Source organism: Stackebrandtia albiflava (assembly GCF_007994225.1).
Classification (GTDB): Bacteria; Actinomycetota; Actinomycetes; order Mycobacteriales; family Micromonosporaceae; genus Stackebrandtia; species Stackebrandtia albiflava.
In genome coordinates, this window is sequence record NZ_VLLL01000005.1 from 888,980 (window position 1) to 913,975 (window position 24,996).

Genomic DNA, 24,996 nt, shown 5'->3' on the forward strand with positions numbered 1-24,996 from the left:
CATGACGCGCATCTCGCTCACCACGCTGCGACTGCCCGCCACCCCCGTCGGCGATCCGTCACCGCTGCCGCCGTTGCCGGGAACCACCGACCCGAACGCGTCGGTACCCGTCGAAGGCGTCCCCGACGAGGTCGCCCGCAACATGCGGCACGGCAGACCGGCGTCCGTCCTTCCGTACACCACACAGGACGGATACGACCGGCGGCTCCGCGACACCGTGCTGCCGGTCGCCGTCATCGACAACGGCGTCCTACGCGCCACCGTCGTCCCCGCCCTCGGCGGCCGACTCTGGTCCCTGGTGCACCTGCCGACCGGCCGGGAACTGCTGTACCGCAACCCCGTCCTGCGTCCGGCGAACCTCGCGCTGCGCGACGCGTGGTTCTCCGGCGGCGTCGAATGGAACATCGGCACGACCGGACACACGCCGCTGACATGTGCCCCGATGCACGCCGCCGAGGTCGACGGCCCCGACGGCCCGATCCTGCGACTGTGGGAGTACGAACGGCTCCGCGAGGTGCCGTACCAGGTCGATCTGAGCCTGCCGCCCGGATCGGACCGCCTCTACGTGGGTGTCCGCATCGTCAACCCGCACACCGAGACCGTGCCGATGTACTGGTGGTCGAACATCGCGGTACCGCAGCGTCCCGGTGGCCGCGTCATCGCACCCGCCGACGACGCCTACCTGTTCTCCTACGGCCGGCGGCTGCACGTGGTACCGGCACCCGTGCACGACGGCGCCGACTACAGCGACCCCGCGGGCGCCCCGCACGCCGCCGACTACTTCTTCCGGATCACGGCCGGCGACCGGCCCTGGATCGCCGCGGTCGACGCCGCCGGAGACGGACTGGTCCAGGCGTCCACCGCGCGACTCACCGGCCGCAAACTGTTCGTCTGGGGCGGCAATCCCGGCGGCCGGCGGTGGCAACGGTGGCTCACGGAGGGCGGCGGCGACTACCTGGAGATCCAGGCCGGCCTGGCCGCCACCCAGCTCGAACACCTGCCGATGCCCCCGGGTGCCCACTGGTCGTGGGTGGAGGCGTACGGCCCCGTTGCCCTGCCGCCTCACGCCGCGCACGGCGACTGGGCCACCGCGCGCACGGCGGTGGAGACCGCACTGGACGCCTCGGTACCGGCGGCGGAGTTGACGGCGCGGCACGAGACCTGGCCGTGGGACGCGCCTCCCGCGCGGACCCTCACCACCGGTTCGGGATGGGGGGCGTTGGAGCGGCACCGACGCCGGGTCGAGGGCGAGCCCGAGACGACCCTGCCCGGCATCCCGTTCCCCGACACCACCGACGCCGAGACCGCGCCGTGGCGGACACTGCTCGACACCGGACGTCTGCCCGCCTGGGACCCCACCCGGCCACCGGTCTCGTACGCGACGTCGCCCGCGTGGCGGCGGCGACTGGAGGCCGCCGACCTCGACGGCGACTGGCACGGTCTCTACCAGCTCGGTCTCGCCCGGGCCGCCGCCGGTGAGACCGCCGGTGCGAAGGCCGCCTGGCACCACAGCCTCTCCGTCGCCGAGACCGCCTGGGCACACCGCGCGCTCGGGCACCTGGCGCTCCGCACCGGGCGTGCCGTGGCGGACCCCGACGCGCGCCGCGAGGCCGTCGCGACGGCGGTGCAGCACTACGAACGGGCGGTGGCCGCCGCGCCGGACGTGTGGCAGTTGACCGTCGAGGCGTGCGACGCCCTCTTCGCGGCCGGGCGGGACGCGAACGTACTGCGGCTCACCGAGGCGGCCGGTCCGGTCACACACGGCCAGGTGACCATGCGGCGCCTCAAGGCGCTCATCCGGACCGGGCGCCTGGACGAGGCCCGGTCCGTCTTCGACGGCGGATTCGAGGTGCCCAACCTCCGGGAGGGTGAGGAGACACTGGACTCGCTGTGGTTCGCGCTGGCGGAGCGCCGCGTCGCCGGGGACGGTGAGGTGACCGACGAGGTCCGTGCCGAGGCCCGCCGCCGTCACCCGCTGCCGGAACGCTACGACTTCCGGATGGGCGTCACCTGATCCGGCGCCTCCGACCGGCGCCATATGTCGGCCGCCGTAACCCGGTGGGCGTCGCCTCGGCGTCCAGCAGTTCCCGGATCATCCGTGCCATGGCGTGGACACGGCTCGACGCGCAACGACGTGACAACTCCTCCGCCGCGGTGAGCTGTTGCGTCGCGGCCTCGGTCATCCCGGCGAGCCGCAACGCCCGCGCCAGCCGCAGCCTCGTCAGCGCCCGGTCCCGGACGTGCTTGGCCGACAACGCCTCCAAAGCCGTCGCCAACGCCGGAACCGCCTCCGTCGCGTGATGGACGACCCGCCTGCCCGCCAACGCCAGATCGAGGTGGACCTTCCCGGTGACGGTGTGCCACAGGTAGTCGTTGCCGTGACTGGCGGGCGGCGAGAGCAGCGACCCCGGTACCTCGGCGAACCGTTTGCCCGCCACCTCCAACTGCTCCATGGCGGCGTCCTCGTTCCCGGCGCGGGCGTGAGTGCGCGCCTCCCCGAGCGCCGCCCAGGTCAGGCCGGTGACCGTGATGTCGGGGCTGATGCGTTTCACCGACCCGGCCAGGGCGACGGCCCCGGCGTGGTCACCGGTGGCGGCGTGCACGATCGACTGACGCGCCAGCAGTTCCGCTGCCAGGTCCGGGTCCTCCCCGGCCATTGCCCAGCGTTGCCCGCAGTCGTGCCAGAACAGTGCGCCGTTGGCGTCCCGGTTGTCGCTGCGGATCCACCCCGCCAGCCGCGCGAACCGGGCCGCCAGCGTCAACAACGCCCGCCGCACCGGGAACGGCGCCCCGATCTGCATCCGGATGATGTCCTGGGCCTGCTGTTCCACGGAGGCGCGGATCTGTTGCCCGCCCATGGTGGAGTCGATGTCTATGTACGCCTCCAGCAGCCGGGTCAACGTCACCGTCGTGTGCGTGTTGGCGTAGGCCGGGGGCCCGTCGTCGTCGGAGACGGGCGGCGGCGCCGTCCACAGTACCGGCATCGGAACGGCCGGCCGCGGCTCGACCGGCACCACCGGCTCCTCCTGAAGCAGCGAGGTCAGCTCGCCCCCGGTCTCCAGCAGACTGTCGCACCGCGACGCGATGTCGAGCGTGGGTTGACGGCGGGCGCTCTCCAACTTGGAGATGTAGGACCCGTCGACGTCCAGGTCACGGGCGAGCTGCGCCTGGGTGCGGCGGCGTGCGCGGCGCCAGTGCTTGAGTCTGGCACCGAACCGTGCCGCCGCCGCATCGCGATGCGCGGCACCGGGCGGCTGAGTTGACGGCATGGGGCGGGCTTTCGTCCAGTGGGGCGGGGGTGAGCGCAATCATAGTAGGCGACCCACGGAGACGCCCCGGAATTCACCGCCGCCGGGTCAGCCGTTCGTACAGAAGATCCACCCGGACAATGGGGTGGTGGCCGATCACCTCACCGATCCCGACGACCCCCGGCTGGACGACTACCGGGCGTTGACCGACCTGGCGCTTCGTACCCGGTTCGAGCCGCCGAACGGATTGTTCATCGCCGAGGGCGAACTGGTGGTCCGGCGTGCCCTGCGCGCCGGTTACCGGATGCGGTCCCTGCTGGTGGACGCCAAACGGATCGACCAGCTCGCGGACCTGGCACCGCCCGGCGCTCCCTCCTACGCCGCCTCGCCGGCGGTGTTGGAGGCGGTCACCGGCTTCCACGTGCACCGGGGCGTCCTGGCGTCGTTCCACCGCACCCCGCCGACGGCGCCGGAGGAGGTGCTGGCGCAGTCGCGGCGGCTGTTGATCCTGGAGGACGTCAACAACCACACGAACATCGGTGCGATCTTCCGTTCCGCGGCGGCCCTGGGCATCGACGGCGTCCTGTTGTCGCCGACGTGCGCGGACCCGTTGTACCGCCGCAGTATCAGGGTGAGCATGGGGGAGGTGTTCGCACTGCCGTACGCCCGGTTGTCGCCGTGGCCGTCGGCGCTGGACACGGTGCGGCGGGCCGGTTTCACGGTTCTGGCCCTGACCCCGGACCCGGACGCGACGCCGATCCAGCGACTCACCGATGCGCAACGGGAACGGCCGGCCCTGCTGTTCGGGGCCGAGGGGGCGGGTTTGACCGGGGAGGTGTTGGACACCGCCGACGTGGCGGTGCGGATTCCGATGCACCGGGGTGTGGACTCGCTGAACGTGGCGGCCGCGGCCGCGGTGGCGTGCTTCGCGTTGACCGGGTGACGGCACGCGGTTCTCGCGTCCACCACTCGGTAGTGACGGACCCGGTCGTGACGGCCGTCCGGTGCGGCCCGGCGCGGCGACGTCAGCCGCCGAACAGTTCCCGGTGCAGTGCGGCGAGCCGGTCGGTGTCGCCGGGCAGCATCCGGTGTGCGGCGAGCCAGGCGGCACCGGCGGCACCGTCGTGGGCGACCCGGATCGGGGTGTCGGGGAAGCGTTCGGTGAGGCGTTCCCGCACGCCGCGTGACACCGGGGTGTCCCCTCCGGCGAGGCTGCCCGCCAACACGACCGGGCGTCCGTCGGCGGTGTGTACCTTGTCGACCGACGTCACGAGGTGTTCCACGGCCCGGTCGACCAGATCGACCGCGACCGGGTCGCCGACCTCCGCGGCCTGTGTCACCAGTGGCGCGAACCGGGACAGCCGCACCGGTTCGGTGGACATGACGGACTGGATCACCTGGTTGACGGTGGGCGCGGTCCCGGGCACGACCGCCTCCACGACCGCCTCGACGAGCCGCCCGCCCGGTCCGATGCCGTCGAGGTGGCGCAGTGTCGCCGACACCGCCTGCCGACCGAGCCAGAAGCCGGAACCGAGGTCGCCCAGCAGCCAGCCGTAGCCGTCGGAGCGACGGCCCGCCAGGTCCCGGTCGTCGATGGCGGTGGCGATCGCGCCGGTTCCGGCGATCAGGACGGTGCCGGAGGGTTCGGGGGTGCCCGCGGTGAAGGCGACGACGGCGTCGGCGACGAGCCGCACGGGGCAGTGGAGTCCGGCCTGCCGCCACACCTGGTCGAACAGCGGGTCACCCGCGTCGTCGCGCAATGTGGTCACTCCGGCGATGCCCATGACGACCGCCCCGACCCGTTCGGGCGCGACCGAGACGAGCACCTGCGCGACGGCGTCGGCGACGTTGCGGACGGCCGCCTCCCGGCCGTGCGAGACGGGATTGCCGCCGCCCGCCGTGCCGACGGCCAGCCGCCGCCCGGACAGGTCCACCGCGGCGACCCTGGTGGAGGTTCCCCCCACGTCGAGCCCGAGTACACAGTCGGTTCCGGCGGTGTTCATGCGGCGATCCTAGAGCCGCGCCGTCGGAGGTCGCGCCGGCCCCGTCGCGTCCCACCACGCGGTATCGCCGGTCACGCACCGGCGGGGTGTGGATACCGACTGTCGGGTAAGGGATCTTTCCGGTCACGGAATGTTGCAAGTCTGAAAAGATTGCCCACCAGATCTTGACGATTCGGCTGCCAGGTAAGAGTTTTGCTCAGAACGCCCGCGGCGTTCGATCCCCCGCAACGATGCGAACAAGAGGGCTGGGCCTGACCATGACGCACCCGTCGACTCCCGCCGATGTGGCCTCGACCACGTCGTCGGCCGGTGTGCTGGGCCGGATCGCCCAGCTCGACGGTTCGTTGTCGGAGGCGCTGACCCGGGTCGCCGCCCAGGTGTTGGCCGATCCGGGTGCCGCGGCGCGGTCCACGATCGTGGAGCTCGCGGAGCGGAGCGGTACCTCACCGGCCTCGATCACCCGGTTCTGCCGCACCCTGGGTTTCGACGGTTACGCGGCCCTTCGGGTGGCGATCGCGACCGAGACGGGCAGGGCCGAGGCGCAGCACGGGATGGGTTGGCACACCGACATCGGCCGTCCGATCCGGCCCGACGACCCGCTGGACCGGGTGCTGGGGCACGTTCTCAACGCGGAGTTGGCCGCGTTGCAGGACACCGCGCAGCAGTTGGACGTCTCGGTGGTGGCCAGGGCCGCGCGGGCGATCACCGACGCCCGCCGGGTCGATCTCTACGGGGTCGGTGGGTCGGCGCTGGTGGTGGGGGACCTCCACATGAGCCTGCACCGGATCGGTGTTCCGGCGTGGGTGTGGAACGAGGTCCACGGTGCCCTGGCCAGTGCCGCCCTGTTGGGTGAGGGTGACGTCGCGGTGGGTTTCTCGCATTCCGGCGCGACCGTGGAGACGGTGGAGATGCTGGCGGAGGCCGGCAGTTGTGGTGCGTTGACGATCGCCGTCACGAGTTTCCCGGGTTCCCACATCGCGGAGGTCGCCGACATCGTGTTGACCTCGGCGACACGTGCCAACACCTCGCAGGCCGACGTCATGGCCGCCAGGCATTCGCAGATGCTCGTCGCGGAGCTGCTGTACCTGGCGGTGGCGCAGCGGTCGTTCCCGCGCACGGTGAGTTCGTTCCAGACGACCGCGCAGGCGGTGGCGGGTCACCGTCGTGCCGGTCCCGGTGCCACGCCGCCAGGGGCGTTTGCCGATGTGTGAGCGGCAAGGATACTGTGTGGCGACCGTCAAACCAACAAGAGGCACCAGAAAGGGACAGAAGCACACATGAACGTTTCGGCTGAAGGCTACGCCGCCGCACTGCGTGGTGTGCTCGACCAGGTCGTCGCCACCCAGATGGAGGCCGTCGGCCGCGCCGCCGACCTCGTCGTCGAGTCGCTCGCGGCCGGGGGAATCCTGCAGGCCTTCGGAACCGGGCACTCCGAGGCACTCACCATGGAGCTGGCGGGGCGGGCCGGCGGACTGGTGCCCACCAACCGGATAGCGCTGCGCGACCTCGTGTTGCGCGGTGGCGAACCGGTCGACCTGTTGACGAGCGACAAACTGGAGCGCGATCCGCAGATCGCGCGCCGCCTGTTCGCGCTCGCCGACGCCCACCCGAGTGACGTCTTCGTGATCGCATCCCAGTCCGGCATCAACGGATCGATCGTGGAGTTCGCCGCGGCGGTGAAGGAGGCCGGCCACCGGCTGATCGCCTTCACCTCGCGGCAGCAGTCCGAGCAGACGCCGTCGCGTCACCCCTCCGGCAGGCGGCTGCTCGACTACGCCGACGTGGTGCTGGACAACTGCGCGCCCTACGGCGACTCCCTGCTCCCACTCCCGGCGGGCGGCTCCTTCGGTGCCGCCTCCTCGATCAGCGCCGCCCTCCTGGCGCAGATGGTCGTCGCGGAAGTCGTGCGACGGCAGCTAGACGCCGGAGAGACACCACCGGTGTACCTCTCCGCGAACGTCCCCGGCGGGGACGAACACAACCACGCACTCGAGTCGCGCTACGCCGGACGCATCCGGCGCGGCGCGTGACCAGGTCCTTGTCAAAGGAGACTCAACCACATGTCAAACCCTGAACCCAGCGACCTCACCCGTCGCCGCCTCCTCCAGGGAACGGCGCTGGGTGCCGTCGCCGTCCCCGCCGCGGGGCTGCTGTCCGCATGCGCCACCAGCGGCAGCGAAGACAGCGGCGACGACGTCACCAACTCCGGTGATGCCGAGAACCCCTTCGGCGTCGACGGAACCCTCCCGCTGGACGTCGTGATCTTCGACGGCGGCTTCGGTGACAAGTACGCCACCGAGGGCCACCAGGTCATGTACAAGGAGAAGTTCCCCGAGGCGGAGATCGTCCACTCCACCGAGAAGGACATCGCCGCCACCCAGCAGCCGCGTTTCGCGGACGGCGAGCCGCCAGACGTCCTGGACGACTCCGGCGCCGGCAAGATCCCGATCGACTCGCTGGTCAACGACGGTCTGCTCGCCGAGCTGACGCCCCTGCTGGAGGCACCGTCCTACGACGACCCCAACGTCACCGTCCAGGACACCCTGGTCGACGGCGTGCTCAAGCCGGGCATCTACAACGGCAAGGTCTACGCCCTGAACTACGCCATGGGCGGCTGGGCGATCTGGTACGACGGCAAGCTGTTCGAGGACCAGGGCTGGACCGCTCCCACCACCTGGGACGAGATGATGGCGCTGTGCGCCGAGATCAAGGACGCCGGCATCGCGCCGTGGACCTACGCCGGGCAGCACCCCTACTACCTGTGGGACTCGCTGTACACGCTGGCGAGCCGTCACGGCGGCCGTGAGGTCTCCGTGGCGATCGACAACCTGGAGCCCAACGCCTGGAAGCACGAGTCGATCAAGCTCGCCGCCGAGGCGCTGTACTCCCTGCAGGACAAGGGATACGTCCTGAAGGGCACGCCGGGCATCAACCACATCGACTCGCAGACCAAGTTCAACAACCGCGAGGCTGCCTTCCTGCCGTGCGGAAGCTGGCTGGCCAACGAGCAGATCGACGTCGCCCCCGCCGACTTCGTCTACCAGGCCATCGGCATCCCGCCGCTGGAGGGCTCGGTGCAGCCGGAGCTGGTCTGGTCCTCCGGTGAGGAGCCGTTCGTGGTTCCCGCCCAGGCCAAGAACAAGCCGGGTGCCTACGAGTACCTGCGGATGATGCTGTCCAAGGAGGGGTCGAAGATCTTCGCCGAGAAGGCGCAGTCCCCGACCATCCTCAAGGACCAGGAGATCACCAACCCGCCGGCCGCCGCGCTGGCGTCGCTGGTGACGACCGCGGAGAACGCCTACCGTCCGCAGCTGGCCGACTGGTACGTCGACTTCAAGGAGCAGGCGGAGCCGGTGCTGGGCCAGATGATGGCCGGCGAGGTGACGCCCGACGAGTTCATCGACGTGGCGCAGAAGGCCGCCGACGCGGTCGCCGAGAGCGACGTCGAGAAGTTCACTCAGGAGTACTAGGAATCCGCCCGGGGCCTCCCGAAACGGGAGGCCCCGGGCCCACCTCGGAGCAAGAAGGTACGCGTTTCGATGAAGCACGGCAAGGGTTGGTTCGTCGCCTCATTTCTGGCACTGCCGGTGGGTCTGTACGTATGGCTGGTGATCCTGCCGTTCGCGCAGGCGTTCCAGATCTCCCTCACCGACTGGAGTGGATACTCCCCGTCGTTCGACTACATCGGCTTCGACAACTTCGTGGAGATGTGGAGCGACCCGAAGGGTTGGGTGATTCCAGGTTTCACCCACACCGGGATCATCCTGTTGGTGCTGCCGGTGATCGTCATCGTGATGTCGCTGTTCTTCGCTTTCATGCTCAATGTGGGTGGGCGTAGCCGCGGCGGCATCGGTGGGGTGCGCGGCGCGGGGTTCTACAAGATCGTCTACTTCTTCCCGCAGGTGTTGGCCACCGCCATCATCGCCATGGTCTGGTCGCAGATCTACAAGCCACCGGCCACCGGTGGCCTGATCACGTCCGCGCTGGAGGCGTTGGGGCTGCCGTATCCCGAATACGGCTTCATGGGTGACACCAGCTGGGTGCTGACCGGCATCATCGCCGTCATGGTGTGGAGCAGCGTCGGCTTCTACCTGGTCTACTTCTCCTCGGCGATGGCCGCGATACCGCAGGACATCTACGAGGCGGCCCGCATCGACGGCGCGAGTCGGGTCAAGACCTTCTTCACGATCACGCTCCCGCTGCTGTGGGAGTCGGTGCAGACGGCCTGGGTGTACCTGGGCATCATCGCGCTGGACGGTTTCGTGCTGGTCTTCATGATGACGCCGAGCCAGGGCGGGCCCAACCACGCCAGTGAGGTCATCGGCGGTGTCATTTACAAGTTCGCCTTCGGGGGCGGTCGAGACGCGGGTATGGCTTCGGCGATCGGCGTCGTACTGTTCGGCGTCGTGCTCATCCTGACCGTGGTGTCACTCCGGTTCACCCGCCGCGAACGCATCGAGTACTAGGAGGATTCATGTCGATGGCTCCGATGCCCGCGGTGACCGAGGAACCGGTGACCCGGGAAGAGAAACCCAGGGCCGCCAAGTCCGCCGGTGATGAGGGCGGCAAGGTACTCAACGCCTTCTCCCACGGCTTCCTCGTGCTGTGGGCGGCGATGGTGATCCTGCCGGTGGTGTGGATCATCGTCAACTCCTTCCGCCCCTCCGGTGAGATCAAGTCCGACCCGTTCGGCCTGCCGAGTGAGCTGAAGTGGTCGAACTTCTCCGGTGCGTGGGTGGAGGCCAACCTCGGCCAGTACTTCGTGAACACCGTCGTCGTGCTTCTCATGTCGGTGACGGGCACCATGCTGCTGGGCGCGATGGCCGCCTACGTGTTGGCGCGTTACACCTTCTTCGGCAACCGGGCGATCTTCCTCGGGTTCGTCGCGGGCATGATGTTCCCGGTGTTCCTGGCGCTGTTCCCGCTGTACAAGACGATGGACAACGTCGGACTCAAGGACACCCACTTCGGGTTGGCGCTGGTGTATATCGCGTACTCGATGCCGTTCACGGTGTTCTTCCTGACGGCGTTCTTCCGCTCGTTGCCGACCGGTGTCGCCGAGGCCGCCATGATCGACGGAGCCGGACACTACCGGCTGTTCTTCCGGGTCATGTTGCCGATGGCCAAGCCCGGCCTGATCTCCATCACCATCTTCAACGTGATCGGGCAGTGGAACCAGTTCATCCTCCCGTTGGTGCTGATGGGCCGGAATCCGGACGGCCAGGTGCTGTCGGTGGGTCTGTCGGAGCTGGTCTCGGAGGCCGGCAAACAGGTCGACACCGGTGTGTTGTTCGCGGGTATGGCGCTGGCGATGCTGCCGGTGCTGATCGCGTACATCCTGTTCCAGCGTCAGATCCAGGCGGGTATGACCGCGGGGGCGTTGAAGTAACGTCCTCGTCCCGAAACAGGCACCTGTCCCGTACCCGCCGGTACCGGGGTAGGTGCCTTTTCGCTCGGCGGCCGCGTATATCAAGATAGATCCACCCCCAACGCCGATGGAGCATTCTCGCCATGACTTACACCCCTTCCGCCGCCATGCGGCGGATGCGCCGCAGGACCCTGATGAAGGCCGGCGCGCTCGCCGGCCTGGGTGCGGGTGCCTCGACGTTCCTCGCCGCCTGTGGGGGCGCCGAGGCCGCCGAGGAGAACCGGTACCTGCGTGGTCCGGTGGAGTTGGACTACGGGAACCCGGACAACCCGTTCGGAGTGAACGGCGACGTTCCGCTGGACGTGACGATCTTCAAGGGCGGCTACTCCGACGAGTACGCGACCAAGGGCCACCAGGTGATCTACGGGAACAAGTACCCGTACGCGGAGATCATCCACGTCGGCACCGAGCAGATCAGCGAGGTCGTGAAGCCGCGGTTCCGCAGCTACAACCCGCCGGACGTGCTGATGAACGCCGGCGGCGAACGCATGGAGATGGACCAGCTCGTCAACGACGGCCAGTTGACCGACCTGCGGGTGCTGCTCGACGCCCCCAGCATCGACGACCCGGCGAAGACGGTCGCCGAGACGCTGCGTGACGGCGTCGTGGAGGCGGGCCGGTTGGGCACCGGCGACGAGGTGTGGGGACTGCCGTACGACTTCGCCGGATACGGTCTGTGGTACTCGCAGCGGCTCTTCGACGAGTACGGATGGCAGGTGCCGCAGACCTGGTTCGAGTTCATGACCGTGTGCGAGCAGATCAAGGCCGACGGCGTCGCGCCCTTCACCTACCAGGGCAGGTTCCCGTACTACATGATGGACCCGATCGTGACCCTGGCGGTCAAGCACGGCGGTCGTGGCGTCATGGAGGGCTTCGACGAGGACTGGGGTCCCGACGCCTGGGACCACGACTCGGTCCGGCTGGCCGCCGAGGCGTGGGAGGAGTTCATCGGCAAGGGATTCCTGCTGGAGGGCACCGTATCCATGTCCCACCTGGAGGCGCAGGACGCCTGGATCGCCGGGGACGCCGCCTTCCTGCCGTGCGGTAGCTGGCTGGAGAACGAGGAGAAGAACGACCTCCCGGGCGACTACCAGATGAAGTTCCTGCCGATCCCGCCGCTGGACGGCAGCGCGGAGCCGGAACTGGTGCAGGGCACCCCGGGTGAGCACTTCGTGGTGCCCCGGTACGCCAACAACCCGGCCGGCGGCCTGGAGTACCTGCGGATCATGCTCTCCGAGGCCGGTACGACCGCCTGGGTCAACAACACCTCGTCCCTGAACGTGGTGTCCGGTGCCACCGTCGAGACCGACCGCTCCGGGGTCCAGTCGTTGGCGCCGTTCCTGGCCGACGACGCGAACCTCTACCAGAACACCATCGAGGTCGAACACGGCACCTTCGTCCAGGAGGTGCTGTTCCCACAGATCACCGCGTTGATGCGGGGTGACGCGAGCGCGAGCGACTTCATCCGCGCGGTGAAGGCCCAGTTGTGACGGTGACCGTCGTACCACGTCCGCACGGACACGGTACGACGGTCACACTCTCCGACCGGTTCAGGCGTCGAGCCGCGCGGTCACCTCGGCGAGGGTGACGGTGGTGAACTCCGACTCGCACGGCGGTCCCTCGGTGTAGTGCATGGCCCCGGAGTCCAGGTCGATCGCGGCGGCGAACGCGGTGTGGGTGCGCAGGTGCGCGGGCCGTTCCGGGTCGGGATGACGGCACAGGCCGAGGATTCCGCCCTCGTGGTCGCGAAGTGAGGTCGTCACGCGGGCAAGGTCCACCGGCCCCTCGGCGTTCAACAGGGCGTCCAGGCGGTCGTGACGGTGGTAGGTGGTGATCGGGCGGCTGCGCCAGGTCTCGGTGACACCCAGGACGTCCGGATCGAGGAAGTGGTTGGCGTGGACCAGGACCCGGTCGTCCACCGCGGGGATGCGACGCGCCCCCACCGGTGACGACTCCACGTCGACGATCCCCTGGTCGCGACTGCCGATGAGGAAGTTCGCCGAACAGGACGGCGCGTCCACCGCGGCGTGGCCGAGGGCCTCGGCGAGGCGGCGCGACCCCAGGATGCGCGAGGTGCGCAGGTGGAACGGCATGCCGCCGCGCTTCCAGTCGTCGGCGTCGCATCCGAGACCGTTGACGCACAGGCCGACGCCCGCCGAGTTCAACCCGATCTTGCACCCGGCGATCCCGGCCTCGGTGTAGGCGAGCGTGACCAGGTCGCCGTCCCGCCAGGCCAGCAGTCCTCCCTGCACGTCGGGGAACCAGTCCCAGTTCTGGCCGATCCACAGCCGTCCGTCCGCGGAGCGGTCCCTGGGGATGCCGAAACCGGTGCAGTCGTCGGCGTCGGCGAGGGTGCCGGCGTGGCTCCACGCGCTGTACAGCAGCTCGAACCTGGCGTTCAGCATGACGATCTCGGACATCGACCGCCCACTGCCTTCGGCTATGCCGGCCATCGTCTCGACGTAGTCGCCGTCCAGCCGGGTGAAGACCTCACGGTAGAAGTCGACGCGCTCGGCGACCTCGGAGTCGGTGAGTCCGGCGTCGTCGCGCAGCCGGCCCGAGTACAGGGCGACGTTCGCCGCGACACGGTCGGCGAGCGCGGCCCCGTGGAGGCGGCCGCGGTCGAACGGGGATCCGGAGAGCAGTACGAGGGGTAGTTCAGCCATGCGGCCAGCCTGCCATGCCGGGCCGGGAGAGGCCAGGGGGTTAGGCCACCGGCGGGGCGCCGGGCGGCGCCGGCCGGGATCCCGACGGTCCACTCCGGACCGGCGGTGTGTGCGTCCCCTCGCCGTGGACCCGGGAAAGTAGGCTGGGCCCCGATAGTGGGTCGCGCAACCGTTCGGAGGCCGTCGTGCTGAGGGAATACGTCGATGGCCTGCCCGGCGGGCGGCGTGACCGGGTGCGTGCGGTGTTCGGGGCGCTGAGGTGGGCGTCGGCCGCCGTGGCGGTGACGGTGCTGGCGTTCGTCGTCGCCGACCCGGACGGCTTCGGCGTCGTGTACGGCGCGGACGGGCCGATGGACTGGCGCCTGGTGGTGGTCGTGGCGGGGGTTCTGGCCGCGGTCGGATGCCACGCCCTCACGGTGCCGCCGGAGCCCCGGCCGCCGATGCCGCCGCTCGTCGCGACACCGAGGCTCGCCGAGGTCACCGGGCGGAAGACCGTCTCGTTCGCCGAAGGCGACTGCGAGCTGGTGGCGGTGCGGGTCACGCACCCGGACGGGCCCAGGTCGGCACTGCTGGCCGACCTCCTCACCGGCGAGTCGATCGCTGGTTTCCCCGTGGGTTCACGGTGGAACGTGTACTGCTTCGAGGCCGACAACGGCAGGGTGGTCCTCACCGAGGCACATCATGACGTCGTGAGATGCGGGTACCACCTTCACGGCGTGCGGACACCCACCTACTGCGAGGCGTTCCAGGGCCGCGCGAGGCCGGGCTCGTACCTGCTGCCCGCCGACCTCGACGGTGCGACGGCGGACGTGATCCCGGTCGTGACCCACCCGTTCCGCGCCAGGCGGGGTGTGGCCACCACCGGCGCCGAGTAGCCGCCCACGGGGGTCCGGTGCCGGACTCCGCCGGGTCACCTGGCGAGGGCGCGCATGACCTCGTCGAAGTTGGCGGTCCACCACTTGACCAGGGCGGTCTGACCGGGGAGCAGGTGGTCACACGCCTGGTTGCGGCGCAGGTAGTGCCATTCGATGACCCAGTTGTCGGCGAGCCTCTCCCACCACAACCGGTGCAGTGCGATCGCTATCTCCTGCGTGCCCAGGTCGAGGATCTCCCGGTACCCGGCGACGAACTCCGCGGCCCGCACCAGGTCGACGCCGCGTTCGTCGCCGTAGGTGAAGAAGAACGCGGCGGCCCGCACCAACTCCTTGCTGTAGGGGCCGATGCGCATCCGGTCCCAGTCGAGCACCGCCTGGACCCGGTCGTTGGTGTCGAGCAGGATGTTGTGGGGGTGCAGGTCGCCGTGCAGGTAACCGGCCATCATGACCGGGATGTCCGGGGGACGACGGTGGGCGAGCTTGGCGAGCATCCCGCGTTTCATCCGCAGGGTCCGTTCGGCGACCGCGTCGAAGGCGCCACCGCCGTGCCGCGACTCCACGAGGTCCAGGAGCCGGTCGACCCGCCGCAGCGCGCTGTCCACCGGGATCGACGGCTGGTGATACGGCTGCTGCGGGGTCTGCACCGCCGAACGCAACGTCAGGTGGATGCTCCCCAGCACCCGGCCCAGGTCACGGCAGCGGGGCAGCGGCAGGGCCAGGCCGGAACGGTGACGACCGTTGAGCCACGGGAAGACGCCGAACTCCTGACCGTCGAGCAGCAGCGTGTCGGTGTAGCGGCTGCTGGTGACGGGGAGGACCACCGGGACCCGGTTGGCGGCCAGGGCGCGCAGCACCGAGAACTGGAACGCCAGCTGTGGTCCGCGCACGTCCAGGAACAACTTCAGCATGAACTCCCCGGCGTCGGCCTCGACGCGCCAACTGCGGTTCATCAACCCGGTCGGCACCCGCTTGACCGAGTGGATCTCACCCAGCGGCCAGTGCGGAAGCACCACGGCCGGTGGGGGTAGTTGCGTCGTCGCCACGTGAACCAACCTAAAGCCTGTCCCATCGGGCGGCAACACGGCCACGACACGTCGCCCGACGGTGCGGCGGTCGGGTCGGCGTACGCCCGGGGCCGGAGCCGGACGACGCCTGCGAGGTGCCGTCGCCGCTGTTCAGCCGCACGAACAGCCTGCCTCGACGTGGCCGCGACGGTGCGTCCGGTCCCGGCTGTTGGCACGAAACCGGGAGACAGCGCGCCCCCGCGCCACACTAGGGTGCGACACCATGAGTTACGAGACCCCTCCCCACCTGTCCGGCAGGCCGCATCGGCAACAGATCGACATCTCCGCCGGTACCGCGTTCAAGGCCGGCTTCTTCGCCTACTTCGGTTTCATGTGCGCCGCGCTCATCGTCGGCGTGGTCGTCGGAGGAGTCATGCTCCTGTTGGGCGCCAGCCTGTTCGCGGGATTCAGCTCGTTCTGAGCGTCGTTCCACTGACGTGACCCACCGCGGGGCACGGCGGCTTCCGCCCGTCCGGTGTCCCGGGGAGGCCACCGCGTTGGAGGCCGCCACGCCCGCGGGTCGTGTACGTGCCGTGCGGGGACGACACGGTCGCGGGCCTCGACGCGCACCCGCCACCCGCACGCGGCGATCCGGTTCCCCGCCGTGGGGGCCGTACGCGCCGCGCGGGTTCGCGGTTTCGGGTTCGTGGCGGTGCCCGATGAACCATGATGCGAGGGAGGCGACTTCCGAGAGGGGACATCATGGCGCGCTGCGACGTGTGCGGCAACGACTACCGGTTGTCGTTCGAGATCCGGACGACCTCGGGCGACACCCACACCTTCGACTCCTTCGAGTGCGCGATACACCGGCTCGCGCCGGTGTGCGAGCACTGCGGTTGCAAGATCGTCGGCCACGGCGTCGAGGTCTCCGGCAGGTTCTACTGCTGCGCGCACTGTGCGCGCCGCGCCGAACCCGACGGCGCCGAGATCAAGGACGCCGCCGGTACCCCGCCGTCCTGAGTCGGGCCTGTCGGCGCGGTGATTCTGGCCGGTCGGTCGTTGGCAGCGCACGGCGACTTCTCCACAATCGGTGACCACCCGATTGAGAGAATGGTGAACATCGATGGATTCGGTGCTGACGACCGTGATGCTGCCGGTGGCGTTGGGCGTGGTCATGCTCGGCCTCGGCCTGGGCCTCACCGTGGCGGACTTCCGCCGCGTCCTGATCTACCCCAAGGCGGTCCTGGTGGCGTTGGCCTGCCAGATCGTCGTCCTGCCCCTGGTGTGCTTCGGCATCGTCCTGGCGTTCGACCTGCCCACCCCGCTGGCGGTCGGCATGATGCTGTTGGCGGCGTCCCCCGGCGGCACCACCGCCAACCTGTACAGCCACCTGTTCGGTGGCAACGTCGCGCTCAACATCTCGCTGACGGCGGTCAACTCGGTGCTCGCGGTGGTGACGCTTCCGCTGGTGGTGAACCTGTCGCTGGGTTACTTCACGGGTGGCGGCGAGCAGGTGGGCCTGCAGTTCGACAAGGTGCTGCAGGTGTTCGCGATCGTACTGCTGCCGGTGCTGGGCGGCATGCTCGTGCGGCGGTACCGGCCCGGTTTCGCCGATCGGATGGACCGGCCGGTGCGGGCCTTGTCGGTGGTGGTCCTGGTCGCCGTCATCGCCGGTGCCGTGATCAGCGACATCGACCACGTCGCCGAATACTTCCTCGCCGTGGGCCTGGCGGCGTTGGCGTTCAACGTGTGCAGCCTCGCCGTGGGGTACCTGGTTCCCCGGCTGTTCCGCGTCGCACCCGCCGAGGCCGGGGCCGCCGCCTTCGAGATCGGCGTCCACAACGCGACACTGGCGATCGCCGTCGCGTTGAGCCCGTCGCTGCTCAACGACGCCGAGATGGCGGTGCCCGCCGCGGTGTACGGGTTGCTGATGTTCTTCACCGCCGCGGCGTTCGGACTCCTGCTGCGGCGGGTTCGCTCCAGAGAGGCCGGTGAACCGGAGCGGACCGTGACCGAACCGGCGTGACGACCGTGGGGGACACCGGAAGGCGTCCCCCACGGTCCGCGCCTACTGCAGGCACTCGGCGCCGAGCAGGACCTTCAGGTCGGCGTGCAACGCCGTCGAAGGGGTCACCCGCAGGTCGTCACCGACCTGCAGCAGCACCGACTCCGGCCCGTTCGTCAACCGCACCCGCACCTGCGCGTCACCCGGATGCGCCGAGAGGACCTGTTTGAGCTGGTCGACCAGGTCGGCGTTCACCCGGGCCAGCTGCACCGCCAGCGACACCGGGGCCGGTGCGCCCTTGGTGAAGCTGGAGATGTCGAGCAGTTTCATGTCGGCGGCGATGAGCTGCGGACTGCCCTCCTTCTTGTCGAGCTTGCCCTTGATGCAGCAGACCAGGTCGGGGGCCAGTTGGTCGCCGAAGGCCTCGAACGTCTGCGGGAAGAAGCACACCTCGATCGCGCCTGCCAGGTCCTCCAGTGTGGCCTTGCCCCACAGCTTGCCCTTCTTGGTGACCCGTTTCTCCACGGCGGTGAGGATCCCCGCCACCTGTACCTGTGCCTGGTCGGCGATGTCGTCGCCGACCAGCGCCGCCACCGGCCGGTCGGCGTGGGACGCCAGCAGCCGCTCGTATCCGTCCAACGGGTGCGACGACACGTACAGGCCCAGCATGTCGCGCTCGAACGCGAGGAGTTCCCGGCTGTCCCACTCCTCGGTGGGCACGGTCAGGTCCACGCCGAGCGTGGAGGCCGAGTCGGCCTCCAGGAGACCGCCGAACAGGTCGTACTGCCCCTTGGCCTCCTCCTTCTTCACGGTCATGACCGCGTCGACCGCCTGTTCGTGGATGGCGGCCAGGCCCTTGCGGGCGTGGCCGAGACCGTCGAACGCGCCCGCCTTGATCAACGACTCGATGGAACGCTTGTTGCACGCCACCGCGTCCACCTTCGACAGGAAGTCCTGGAAGTCGGTGTACTTGCCCTTCTCGCGGCGGCGTTCCACGATCGACGACACGACGTTGCCACCGACGTTGCGGATCGCGCCGAGTCCGAACCGGATGTCCTCACCGACCGCCGAGAACGACCCCAGCGAGTCGTTGACGTCCGGGGACAACACCCGGATGCCCAGCTTGCGGCACTCGGCCAGATAGACGGCCATCTTGTCCTTGGAGTCGCCCACCGAGGTGAGCAGCCCGGCCATGTACTCCGGGGTGAAGTTCGCCTTTAGGTAGGCCGTCCAGTACGCGATCATGCCGTACGCGACGGCGTGGGACTTGTTGAACGCGTAACCGGCGAACGGCAGGATGGTGTCCCACAGCGTCTTGATGGCGTCCGCGGAGAACTCCTGCGCCTGCATACCGGCTTCGAACAGCGCGAACTGCTCCTCCAGGACCTCCTTCTTCTTCTTACCCATCGCCTTGCGCAGCACGTCGGCCTGGCCAGGGGTGAATCCGGCGACCTTCTGCGCGATCTTCATGATCTGCTCCTGGTAGACGATCAGGCCGTAGGTCTCGGCCAGGATCTCCTTGAGCGGTTCGGCCAGCTGCGGATGGATCGGCGTGATCTCCTGGCGGCCGTTCTTGCGGTCGGCGTAGTCGTTGTGGGCGTTCATGCCCATCGGACCGGGCCGGTACAGGGCGAGGACGGCGGCGATGTCGTTGAAGTCGGTGGGCTGCATTCGGCGCAGCAGTTCCCGCATCGCCGTGCCGTCCAACTGGAAGACGCCCAGGGTGTCGCCCCGGCTGAGCAGTTCGTACGCCTTGGGATCGTCGGTCGACAGGTTGTCGAGATCGACGTCGATGTTCCGGTTCGCCTTGATGAGGTCGATGGCGTCGCCGATGACGGTGAGGTTCCGCAACCCCAGGAAGTCCATCTTCAGCAGGCCGATGTCCTCACAGGACGGATAGTCGAAGCCGGTGATGACGGCGCCGTCCTGCGGTCGCGCCCAGATCGGGATGACCTCCTTGATCGGCTGGGAGGACAGGATCACCGCGCACGCGTGGACGCCAGGCTGCCGGATCAGTCCCTCCAGGCCGCGGGCGGTCTCGAAGATCTTCTTGGACGCCGCGTCGTTCTCCAGCAGGGTCCGGACCTCCACCGCCTCGGTGTAGCGCTCGTGAGTCGGATCGACGATCCCGCTGAGTGGGATGTCCTTGCCCAGCACCGGCGGCGGCATGGCCTTGGAGATCTTGTCGGCGATGGAGAAACCCTCACTGCCGTGCAGGATCCGCGCGGCATCCTTCAACGCCGCCTTCGCCTTGATGGTCCCGAAGGTCACGACCTGGGCCACCTTGTCGGAACCGTACTTGTCGGCGACGTAGGTGATCATCTCGCCACGGCGGCGGTCGTCGAAGTCGAGGTCGATGTCGGGCATCGACACGCGCTCGGGGTTGAGGAACCGTTCGAACAGCAGCCCGTGCTCCATCGGGTCGGCGGAGGTGATGCCGACGGCGTACGACACCAGCGAACCGACCGCGCTGCCCCGGCCCGGGCCGACCCGGATACCGATCGACCGGGCGTGGTTGCAGATGTCGGCGGTGACGAGGAAGTACCCGGGGAAGCCCTGTCCGGAGATGACGCTCAACTCGTAGTCGGCGCGTTCCCGGTATCCCGGAGGCAGTCCCTGGGGAAACAGCCGCGCCAGGCCGGCCTCCACCTCGTGCTTGAGCCAGCTCTCCGCCGTGTGACCCTCGGGGACGTCGAAGCGCGGCATCCGGTCCTGGTGGGCGAACGCCTCGTCGTAGCCCTCGATCATCTCGGCGACCAGCAGGGTGTTGCGGCAGCCCTCCTGCCACAACTCGTCGGGACGCAGCTCCCGCATCTCGTCGGCCGACCGGAGGTAGTAGCCCTCGCCCTCGAACTTGAACCGGTTCGGGTCGTCGAGCGTCTTCCCGGACTGGACGCACAGCAGGGCCGCGTGGGCGTCGCGCTGGTCCGCGGTCACGTAGTGGGAGTCGTTGGTCACCAGCGCCGGCAGGTTCAGCTCCTTGGCGACCCGCGCCAGGTCCTCCCTGACCCGCTTCTCCACGGAGTTGTCGTGCTCCATCAACTCCAGGAAGTAGTTCTCGGCACCGAAGATGTCGCGGTAGTCGGCGGCGGCCTTCAACGCCTCGTCGAACTGGCCGAGCCGCAACCGGGTCTGCACCTCACCGCCGGGGCAGCCGGTCGTGGCGATGATCCCCTCGGCGTGCTCGGCGATCAGAGTGCGGTCCATCCGGGGCTTGTAGTAGTAGCCCTCGATGCTGGCCATGCTCGACAGCGTGAACAGGTTGCGCAGACCGGTGGCGTTCCTGGCCAGCATCGTCATGTGGGTGTAGGCGCCGTTACCGGACAGGTCGTCCTCACGCTGATGCGGCTGCCCCCACGACACCGGCTTCTTGTGGAACCGGTCGTGCGGCGCCAGGTACGCCTCGATACCGATGATCGGCTTGACGCTCGACTTCTTGGCCTGCTGGTAGAAGCTGTACGCGCCGTACATGTTGCCGTGGTCGGTCATGGCGATCGCCGGCTGCTCCAGCCGTTCCGCCTCCGCGAACAACGGCTTGAGCTGGGCGGCACCGTCCAGCATCGAGTACTCGGTGTGAACGTGCAGGTGGACGAAACTGTCGGACAACGCGAACCCCTCACCATACGGACTGCCACGAGAGCGCACCGGCTCCTGACCGACCCCGGCCGGGCGCAGGGAACCAATCTAGTCCTCCCCCTGAGACGCCGGAACCCCCACCGGGTGAGGGGCGGTGGGGGTGTCGCGGGCCGGGAGGCGGCACGGAGCCGGCGGCGGACTCCCGCCGCGCCGCCGGCCGCGAGGGTCAGATCATGTAGCAGGCGCCGCAGGTGGTCCGGCAGTTGCGCTCGGTGCAGCACTGCTGCTCCCAGCCCACGCGGCACGGCCGGATGATGCAGTACGGACTGCACTGCACGCCGGCCGCTTCGGCGGACCGTTGCGGGACGAGCCGGTTCAGCATCCGGTCGCCGACCTTCTTGAGAATCGTCATGGGAACCACTCCTTGTCGTATGACTCGGGGCGGTCCATGCGGGCCGCCCCGAGCGGTGTGAAGGGTGCCGCCATCGTCGCCGAGGCCGGTTGCAGAAAGTCCGCATCCGTGTGCGGACACCGTGTTCTCGCGCCCCCCGGACGCCGTGGACGGTGCGAGCGCGGGCACGGTGACGGCCGGGCCGCCCGGGGAGGCGGGCGGCCCGGCCGGTCGATCGGTGTCAGACGACGTAACAGGTGCCGCAGCTGACCCGGCAGTAGCAGTCCAGGCAGCAGCGCTGCTCCTTGCCGGTGCCGCACTGGCGGTACCAGCACTGCCACGCCTCGGTGCAGCAGGCACCGGCCTCGCCGTTGGGAACCAGCCAGTCGAGCATGCGATCGCCGACCGCGCGAAATACGGACATGAGTGGCCTTTCGTTGGTCGCGAGGACGGGAGGCCTCTCGCATCTGAGGGACGCGTACCTCCTCGACCGCCGCCGGCGGGAGGCGGCGTCGCCCTGACCGCCGCGTCCCCCGGTGAGCGGGGGGCGGTGCCGGCCTCGTCCCCGCGTGAGGATCGGACCTCCACACGATAGAAGCCTTTCGATGCAGCGGAGTTGCAGAAAGTCGGCAGCCGATCCCTCGCGCAGGGTGACGACGCCGGTCGGCGGCAGCGCCCTCCCGCGACGCCTCGACGCGGGGCATACTGGGCCGTCCGGTGACCGACCACTACCCACAGGATGCGCCGATGCATGACGACCGCCAACTCATCGAGGGCCGGGTCTCCCGGATATTGCGGGAGAGGATCCGGCCGGCCGTCCACGGCACGGCGGTGCCGCTTGAGGTGCGTGTCTGGCACGCGCCCGGCGAACCGGTGCCGCCCGGTGAGGCCGTCGCACAGGAGTACACGCCCGCGTCCGTGGGGGACGCGTGGGGGCCGCCGTGGGGGACCAGTTGGTTCGAGTTCACCGGCACCGTTCCCGCCGAGTGGAGTGACCGCACCGTGGAGGCGGTCGTGGACCTCGGTTTCACCGGTGACGGACCCGGTTTCACCGCCGAGGGCCTGGTGTACCGGCCGGACGGTACGGCGGTGAAGGGCCTGCATCCCCGCAACCACTGGGTCGCTATCGACGACCGGGTCCGTGACGGCGACCGCGTCCGGTTCTTCGTCGAGGCCGCCGCCAACCCGGTGATCGCCGGACCCGTCACACCTCTGGGCGACAAGGCCACCGCCGGGGACGCACCGCTCTACCGGTTGGCCCGCGCCGATCTCGCCGTGTTCGACACCCCGGTCTGGGAACTGCTGCAGGACGTCGAGGTACTGGACGAACTGATGCGGGAACTGCCGCTGGACCAGCCACGCCGCTGGGAGATCCTGCGCCGGTTGGGCGAGGCGATGGACGTCCTCGACCTCACCGACGTCTCGGGCAGCGCCGCGCGGGTGCGTGAGGTGCTGGCCCCCGCGCTGGCCGCCCCGGCGGCGGCCTCGGCGCACCGGCTCTCCGCGATCGGGCACGCCCACATCGACTCGGCGTGGCTGTGGCCGTTGCGGGAGACGGTGCGCAAGGTCGCCCGTACCGCCTCGAACGTGGTGAACCTGATGGACGACCACCCCGAGTTCAAGTTCGCCATGTCGCAGGCGCAGCAGTTGGCGTGGATCCAGGAGCACCGGCCGGACGTGTTCGCGCGGGTGAAGGAGAAGATCGCCGACGGCCGGTTCATCCCGGTCGGCGGCATGTGGGTCGAGTCCGACACCAACATGCCCGGTTCCGAGGCCATGGCCCGGCAGTTCGTCCACGGCAAACGGTACTTCCTGGAGCAGTTCGGCATCGAGACCCGGGAGGTCTGGCTGCCGGACTCCTTCGGATACTCGGCGGCGCTGCCCCAACTGGTGGCGCTGTCGGGCTCGACGTGGTTCCTCACCCAGAAGATCTCCTGGTCGGCCACCAACCCGTTCCCGCACCACACCTTCTGGTGGGAGGGCATCGACGGCACCAGGGTGTTCACGCACTTCCCGCCGATCGACACCTACAACGCCGAGTTCACCGGCAGGCAGCTCGCCCACGCCGTGGCCAACTTCCGGGACAAGGGCGCGGCGACCCGTTCACTGGTGCCGTTCGGGCACGGCGACGGCGGTGGCGGCCCGACCAGGGAGATGCTGGCCAGGGCCGCGCGGCTGCGGAACCTGGAGGGTTCGCCCAGGGTCGAGATCGAGGCACCGGAGGAGTTCTTCGCCGCCGCGCACCAGGAGAACCCCGAAGCGCCCGTGTGGGTGGGGGAGCTGTACCTGGAACTGCACCGGGGCACCTACACCTCGCAGGCGCGCACCAAGCAGGGCAACCGGCGCAGTGAGCACCTGCTGCGGGAGGCCGAGCTGTGGGCGGCGACGGCCGCCGTCCACACCGGATACGAGTACCCGTACGACGCACTCGACCGGCTGTGGAAGACCGTCCTTCTCCACCAGTTCCACGACATCCTTCCCGGGTCGTCGATCGCGTGGGTGCATCAGGAGGCCGCCCGCACCTACGCGGCGGTCGCCGAGGAGCTGACCGGCATCGTGGAGTCGGCGCAGCGGGCGCTCGCCGGTGAGGGCGACCGGACCCTGGTGTTCAACGCCGCACCCCACGCCCGTTCCGGCATCGCCGCGGGTGCCGCCGGGGAACGGGTGCCCGCCGGGGAACCGGTGGTCGTCACCGACGACGCGGAGGGCGCCTGGACCATCGACAACGGACTCGTCCGGGTGGTCGTGGACGCGCGCGGGCTGGTGGTCTCGGTCGTGGACCTGCGTGACGGCCGTGAGGCGGTGCCACCGGGCGAGGTCGTCAACCTGTTGCAGATCCACCCCGACCTGCCGAACTACTGGGACGCCTGGGACGTGGACTCGTTCTACCGCAACCGGGTGACCGACCTGGTCGACGTGGAGGCGATCGGCCTCGACTACGTCAGCCACGACAAGGTGACCCTGGGCGTGGAACGGCGTTTCGGCGCCTCGACGGTGACGCAGACGATCACCCTGTCGGCCGGTTCGGACCGGGTCGACTTCACCACCGAGGTGGACTGGCACGAGACCGAGACGATCCTCAAGGCGGCGTTCCCGTTGGACGTCCGCGCAGAGACCAGCGCCTCGGAGATCCAGTTCGGCCACCTGCACCGGCCCACGCACACCAACACCAGTTGGGAGGCCGCCAAGTTCGAGATCTGCGCGCACCGCTTCGTCCACGTCGCGGAGCCGGGATGGGGCGCGGCCGTCGTCAACGACTCCAACTACGGCCACGACGTGACCCGGACGGTCCGCGCCGACGGCGGCACCACCACGACGGTCCGGTTGTCGCTGCTCCGCGCTCCCCGCTTCCCGGATCCGGTGGCGGACCAGGGAGTCCACCGGTTCGGGTACGGCCTGGTGCCGGGGGCCGACATCCCCGCGGCGGTACGCCACGGCCACTGGATCAACCTGCCCGAACGGAGACTGCGCGGGGCCGGGCCGGTGGCTCCACTGGTGACGGTCGACGACGCGCGGGTCGTGGCGTCGGCGGTGAAGCTCTCCGACGACGGAGCGGGCGACGTGGTGGTGCGGCTGTACGAGGCCGCCGGAGGCCGTGCCGAGACGGCGGTGCGCCTCGGGGTTCCGGTGGCGTCGGCACACGTGACCGATCTGCTGGAACGTCCCGTGGAGGACGGTGAGCTGGAGGTCACCGACGACGCGGTCACGTTGCGGCTGCGGCCCTTCCAGATCACGACCGTCCGGTTCCGGCGCGCCTGACCTCTTCGGACGATCGCGGGTCTCCCGTCTCCGCAACGAGA

At 69.5% G+C, this 24,996-nt stretch carries 20 protein-coding genes; 13 read left to right on the top strand and 7 right to left on the bottom strand.

Annotated features, from left to right (window positions below; genetic code table 11):
- The first annotated feature begins 1 nt into the window (after position 1).
- Positions 2-2,014: a DUF5107 domain-containing protein gene (locus LX16_RS05030; RefSeq protein ID WP_147133796.1), complete on the top strand. Its 2,013-nt coding sequence runs from the start codon at positions 2-4 to the stop codon at positions 2,012-2,014.
- Here LX16_RS05030 and LX16_RS05035 read toward each other — a convergent pair.
- Entirely contained in the window at positions 2,007-3,269 is a 1,263-nt protein-coding gene (locus LX16_RS05035; protein ID WP_147133799.1) for a helix-turn-helix domain-containing protein, read from the bottom strand. The two genes, LX16_RS05030 and LX16_RS05035, sit on opposite strands and share 8 nt — an antisense overlap.
- A gap of 124 nt (positions 3,270-3,393) precedes the next feature.
- Here LX16_RS05035 and LX16_RS05040 point away from each other — a divergent pair, with 124 nt between their 5' ends.
- Positions 3,394-4,191: a TrmH family RNA methyltransferase gene (locus tag LX16_RS05040; RefSeq protein ID WP_345740647.1), complete on the top strand. Its 798-nt coding sequence runs from the start codon at positions 3,394-3,396 to the stop codon at positions 4,189-4,191.
- Between the two features lie 82 nt (positions 4,192-4,273).
- Here LX16_RS05040 and LX16_RS05045 read toward each other — a convergent pair whose 3' ends face one another.
- Positions 4,274-5,251 carry an N-acetylglucosamine kinase gene (locus LX16_RS05045; RefSeq protein WP_147133804.1) on the bottom strand — a complete coding sequence of 326 codons (978 nt, stop codon included), beginning with the start codon at positions 5,249-5,251 and terminating at the stop codon, positions 4,274-4,276.
- A 230-nt stretch (positions 5,252-5,481) separates the two neighbouring features.
- Between LX16_RS05045 and LX16_RS05050 the strand changes: the two genes are divergently transcribed.
- The 6 genes from LX16_RS05050 to ngcE (LX16_RS05075) all read left to right on the top strand — a co-directional run bounded on the left by LX16_RS05050 (position 5,482) and on the right by ngcE (LX16_RS05075) (position 12,169).
- Positions 5,482-6,462, top strand: coding sequence for a MurR/RpiR family transcriptional regulator (locus tag LX16_RS05050; protein ID WP_244615684.1), 981 nt, complete (start codon positions 5,482-5,484; stop codon positions 6,460-6,462).
- Positions 6,463-6,528: 66 nt separating this feature from the next.
- The gene (locus LX16_RS05055; protein ID WP_147133807.1) at positions 6,529-7,281 is read left to right on the top strand and encodes a sugar isomerase domain-containing protein; all 753 of its coding nucleotides are present in this window, start codon (positions 6,529-6,531) and stop codon (positions 7,279-7,281) included.
- Between the two features lie 30 nt (positions 7,282-7,311).
- Complete coding sequence (gene ngcE, locus LX16_RS05060) at positions 7,312-8,721, top strand: N-acetylglucosamine/diacetylchitobiose ABC transporter substrate-binding protein (RefSeq protein ID WP_147133809.1); 1,410 nt, start codon at positions 7,312-7,314, stop codon at positions 8,719-8,721.
- Positions 8,722-8,790: 69 nt separating this feature from the next.
- The gene (locus LX16_RS05065) at positions 8,791-9,717 is read left to right on the top strand and encodes a carbohydrate ABC transporter permease (protein ID WP_147133811.1); all 927 of its coding nucleotides are present in this window, start codon (positions 8,791-8,793) and stop codon (positions 9,715-9,717) included.
- Positions 9,718-9,725: 8 nt separating this feature from the next.
- Positions 9,726-10,640 (top strand): carbohydrate ABC transporter permease, encoded by a 915-nt coding sequence (locus LX16_RS05070; protein ID WP_147133814.1) that lies wholly within the window; start codon positions 9,726-9,728, stop codon positions 10,638-10,640.
- 122 nt (positions 10,641-10,762) lie between these two features.
- Entirely contained in the window at positions 10,763-12,169 is a 1,407-nt protein-coding gene (gene ngcE, locus LX16_RS05075) for an N-acetylglucosamine/diacetylchitobiose ABC transporter substrate-binding protein (protein ID WP_147133817.1), read from the top strand.
- A gap of 60 nt (positions 12,170-12,229) precedes the next feature.
- Here ngcE (LX16_RS05075) and LX16_RS05080 read toward each other — a convergent pair whose 3' ends face one another.
- Complete coding sequence (locus LX16_RS05080) at positions 12,230-13,345, bottom strand: C45 family autoproteolytic acyltransferase/hydrolase (protein WP_147133821.1); 1,116 nt, start codon at positions 13,343-13,345, stop codon at positions 12,230-12,232.
- 185 nt (positions 13,346-13,530) lie between these two features.
- Between LX16_RS05080 and LX16_RS05085 the strand changes: the two genes are divergently transcribed.
- Positions 13,531-14,220 carry a hypothetical protein gene (locus LX16_RS05085; protein WP_147133824.1) on the top strand — a complete coding sequence of 230 codons (690 nt, stop codon included), beginning with the start codon at positions 13,531-13,533 and terminating at the stop codon, positions 14,218-14,220.
- Between the two features lie 35 nt (positions 14,221-14,255).
- On the opposite strand, the gene LX16_RS05090 is transcribed toward LX16_RS05085, so the two are convergent.
- Positions 14,256-15,263 (bottom strand): phosphotransferase enzyme family protein, encoded by a 1,008-nt coding sequence (locus LX16_RS05090; RefSeq protein ID WP_147133827.1) that lies wholly within the window; start codon positions 15,261-15,263, stop codon positions 14,256-14,258.
- Positions 15,264-15,507: 244 nt separating this feature from the next.
- On the opposite strand from LX16_RS05090, the gene LX16_RS05095 reads away from it, so the two are divergent.
- From LX16_RS05095 to LX16_RS05105, 3 genes are all read left to right on the top strand, one after another.
- On the top strand, positions 15,508-15,705 hold the full coding sequence (locus tag LX16_RS05095) for a hypothetical protein (RefSeq protein WP_147133831.1): 198 nt from the start codon (positions 15,508-15,510) through the stop codon (positions 15,703-15,705).
- A 281-nt stretch (positions 15,706-15,986) separates the two neighbouring features.
- On the top strand, positions 15,987-16,244 hold the full coding sequence (locus tag LX16_RS05100) for a Prokaryotic metallothionein (protein WP_147133834.1): 258 nt from the start codon (positions 15,987-15,989) through the stop codon (positions 16,242-16,244).
- Between the two features lie 103 nt (positions 16,245-16,347).
- A complete protein-coding gene (locus LX16_RS05105; protein WP_147133836.1) occupies positions 16,348-17,250 on the top strand; it encodes a bile acid:sodium symporter family protein in 903 nt (300 codons plus the stop codon).
- Between the two features lie 42 nt (positions 17,251-17,292).
- Here the strand turns inward: LX16_RS05105 and dnaE are convergent, their stop codons facing one another.
- The 3 genes from dnaE to LX16_RS05120 form a co-directional block, all read right to left on the bottom strand.
- Positions 17,293-20,835 carry a DNA polymerase III subunit alpha gene (gene dnaE / locus LX16_RS05110; RefSeq protein WP_147133838.1) on the bottom strand — a complete coding sequence of 1,181 codons (3,543 nt, stop codon included), beginning with the start codon at positions 20,833-20,835 and terminating at the stop codon, positions 17,293-17,295.
- Between the two features lie 196 nt (positions 20,836-21,031).
- Complete coding sequence (locus LX16_RS05115; RefSeq protein ID WP_147133840.1) at positions 21,032-21,217, bottom strand: hypothetical protein; 186 nt, start codon at positions 21,215-21,217, stop codon at positions 21,032-21,034.
- 220 nt (positions 21,218-21,437) lie between these two features.
- Positions 21,438-21,620, bottom strand: coding sequence for a hypothetical protein (locus LX16_RS05120; RefSeq protein WP_147133842.1), 183 nt, complete (start codon positions 21,618-21,620; stop codon positions 21,438-21,440).
- A gap of 323 nt (positions 21,621-21,943) precedes the next feature.
- On the opposite strand from LX16_RS05120, the gene LX16_RS05125 reads away from it, so the two are divergent.
- Positions 21,944-24,955 (top strand): alpha-mannosidase, encoded by a 3,012-nt coding sequence (locus LX16_RS05125; protein ID WP_147133844.1) that lies wholly within the window; start codon positions 21,944-21,946, stop codon positions 24,953-24,955.
- The last annotated feature ends 41 nt before the right edge of the window (positions 24,956-24,996 follow it).

Coding starts and splice junctions, on each gene's coding strand:
- LX16_RS05095 (WP_147133831.1), top strand. CDS start 15,508: ATGAGTTACGAGACCCCTCCCCACCTGTCCGGCAGGCCGCATCGGCAA.
- ngcE (WP_147133817.1), top strand. CDS start 10,763: ATGACTTACACCCCTTCCGCCGCCATGCGGCGGATGCGCCGCAGGACC.
- LX16_RS05035 (WP_147133799.1), bottom strand. CDS start 3,269: ATGCCGTCAACTCAGCCGCCCGGTGCCGCGCATCGCGATGCGGCGGCG.
- LX16_RS05115 (WP_147133840.1), bottom strand. CDS start 21,217: ATGACGATTCTCAAGAAGGTCGGCGACCGGATGCTGAACCGGCTCGTC.
- LX16_RS05070 (WP_147133814.1), top strand. CDS start 9,726: ATGTCGATGGCTCCGATGCCCGCGGTGACCGAGGAACCGGTGACCCGG.
- LX16_RS05080 (WP_147133821.1), bottom strand. CDS start 13,345: ATGGCTGAACTACCCCTCGTACTGCTCTCCGGATCCCCGTTCGACCGC.
- LX16_RS05065 (WP_147133811.1), top strand. CDS start 8,791: ATGAAGCACGGCAAGGGTTGGTTCGTCGCCTCATTTCTGGCACTGCCG.
- LX16_RS05030 (WP_147133796.1), top strand. CDS start 2: ATGACGCGCATCTCGCTCACCACGCTGCGACTGCCCGCCACCCCCGTC.
- LX16_RS05120 (WP_147133842.1), bottom strand. CDS start 21,620: ATGTCCGTATTTCGCGCGGTCGGCGATCGCATGCTCGACTGGCTGGTT.
- LX16_RS05045 (WP_147133804.1), bottom strand. CDS start 5,251: ATGAACACCGCCGGAACCGACTGTGTACTCGGGCTCGACGTGGGGGGA.
- LX16_RS05050 (WP_244615684.1), top strand. CDS start 5,482: ATGCGAACAAGAGGGCTGGGCCTGACCATGACGCACCCGTCGACTCCC.
- LX16_RS05055 (WP_147133807.1), top strand. CDS start 6,529: ATGAACGTTTCGGCTGAAGGCTACGCCGCCGCACTGCGTGGTGTGCTC.
- ngcE (WP_147133809.1), top strand. CDS start 7,312: ATGTCAAACCCTGAACCCAGCGACCTCACCCGTCGCCGCCTCCTCCAG.
- LX16_RS05100 (WP_147133834.1), top strand. CDS start 15,987: ATGGCGCGCTGCGACGTGTGCGGCAACGACTACCGGTTGTCGTTCGAG.
- LX16_RS05105 (WP_147133836.1), top strand. CDS start 16,348: ATGGATTCGGTGCTGACGACCGTGATGCTGCCGGTGGCGTTGGGCGTG.
- LX16_RS05125 (WP_147133844.1), top strand. CDS start 21,944: ATGCATGACGACCGCCAACTCATCGAGGGCCGGGTCTCCCGGATATTG.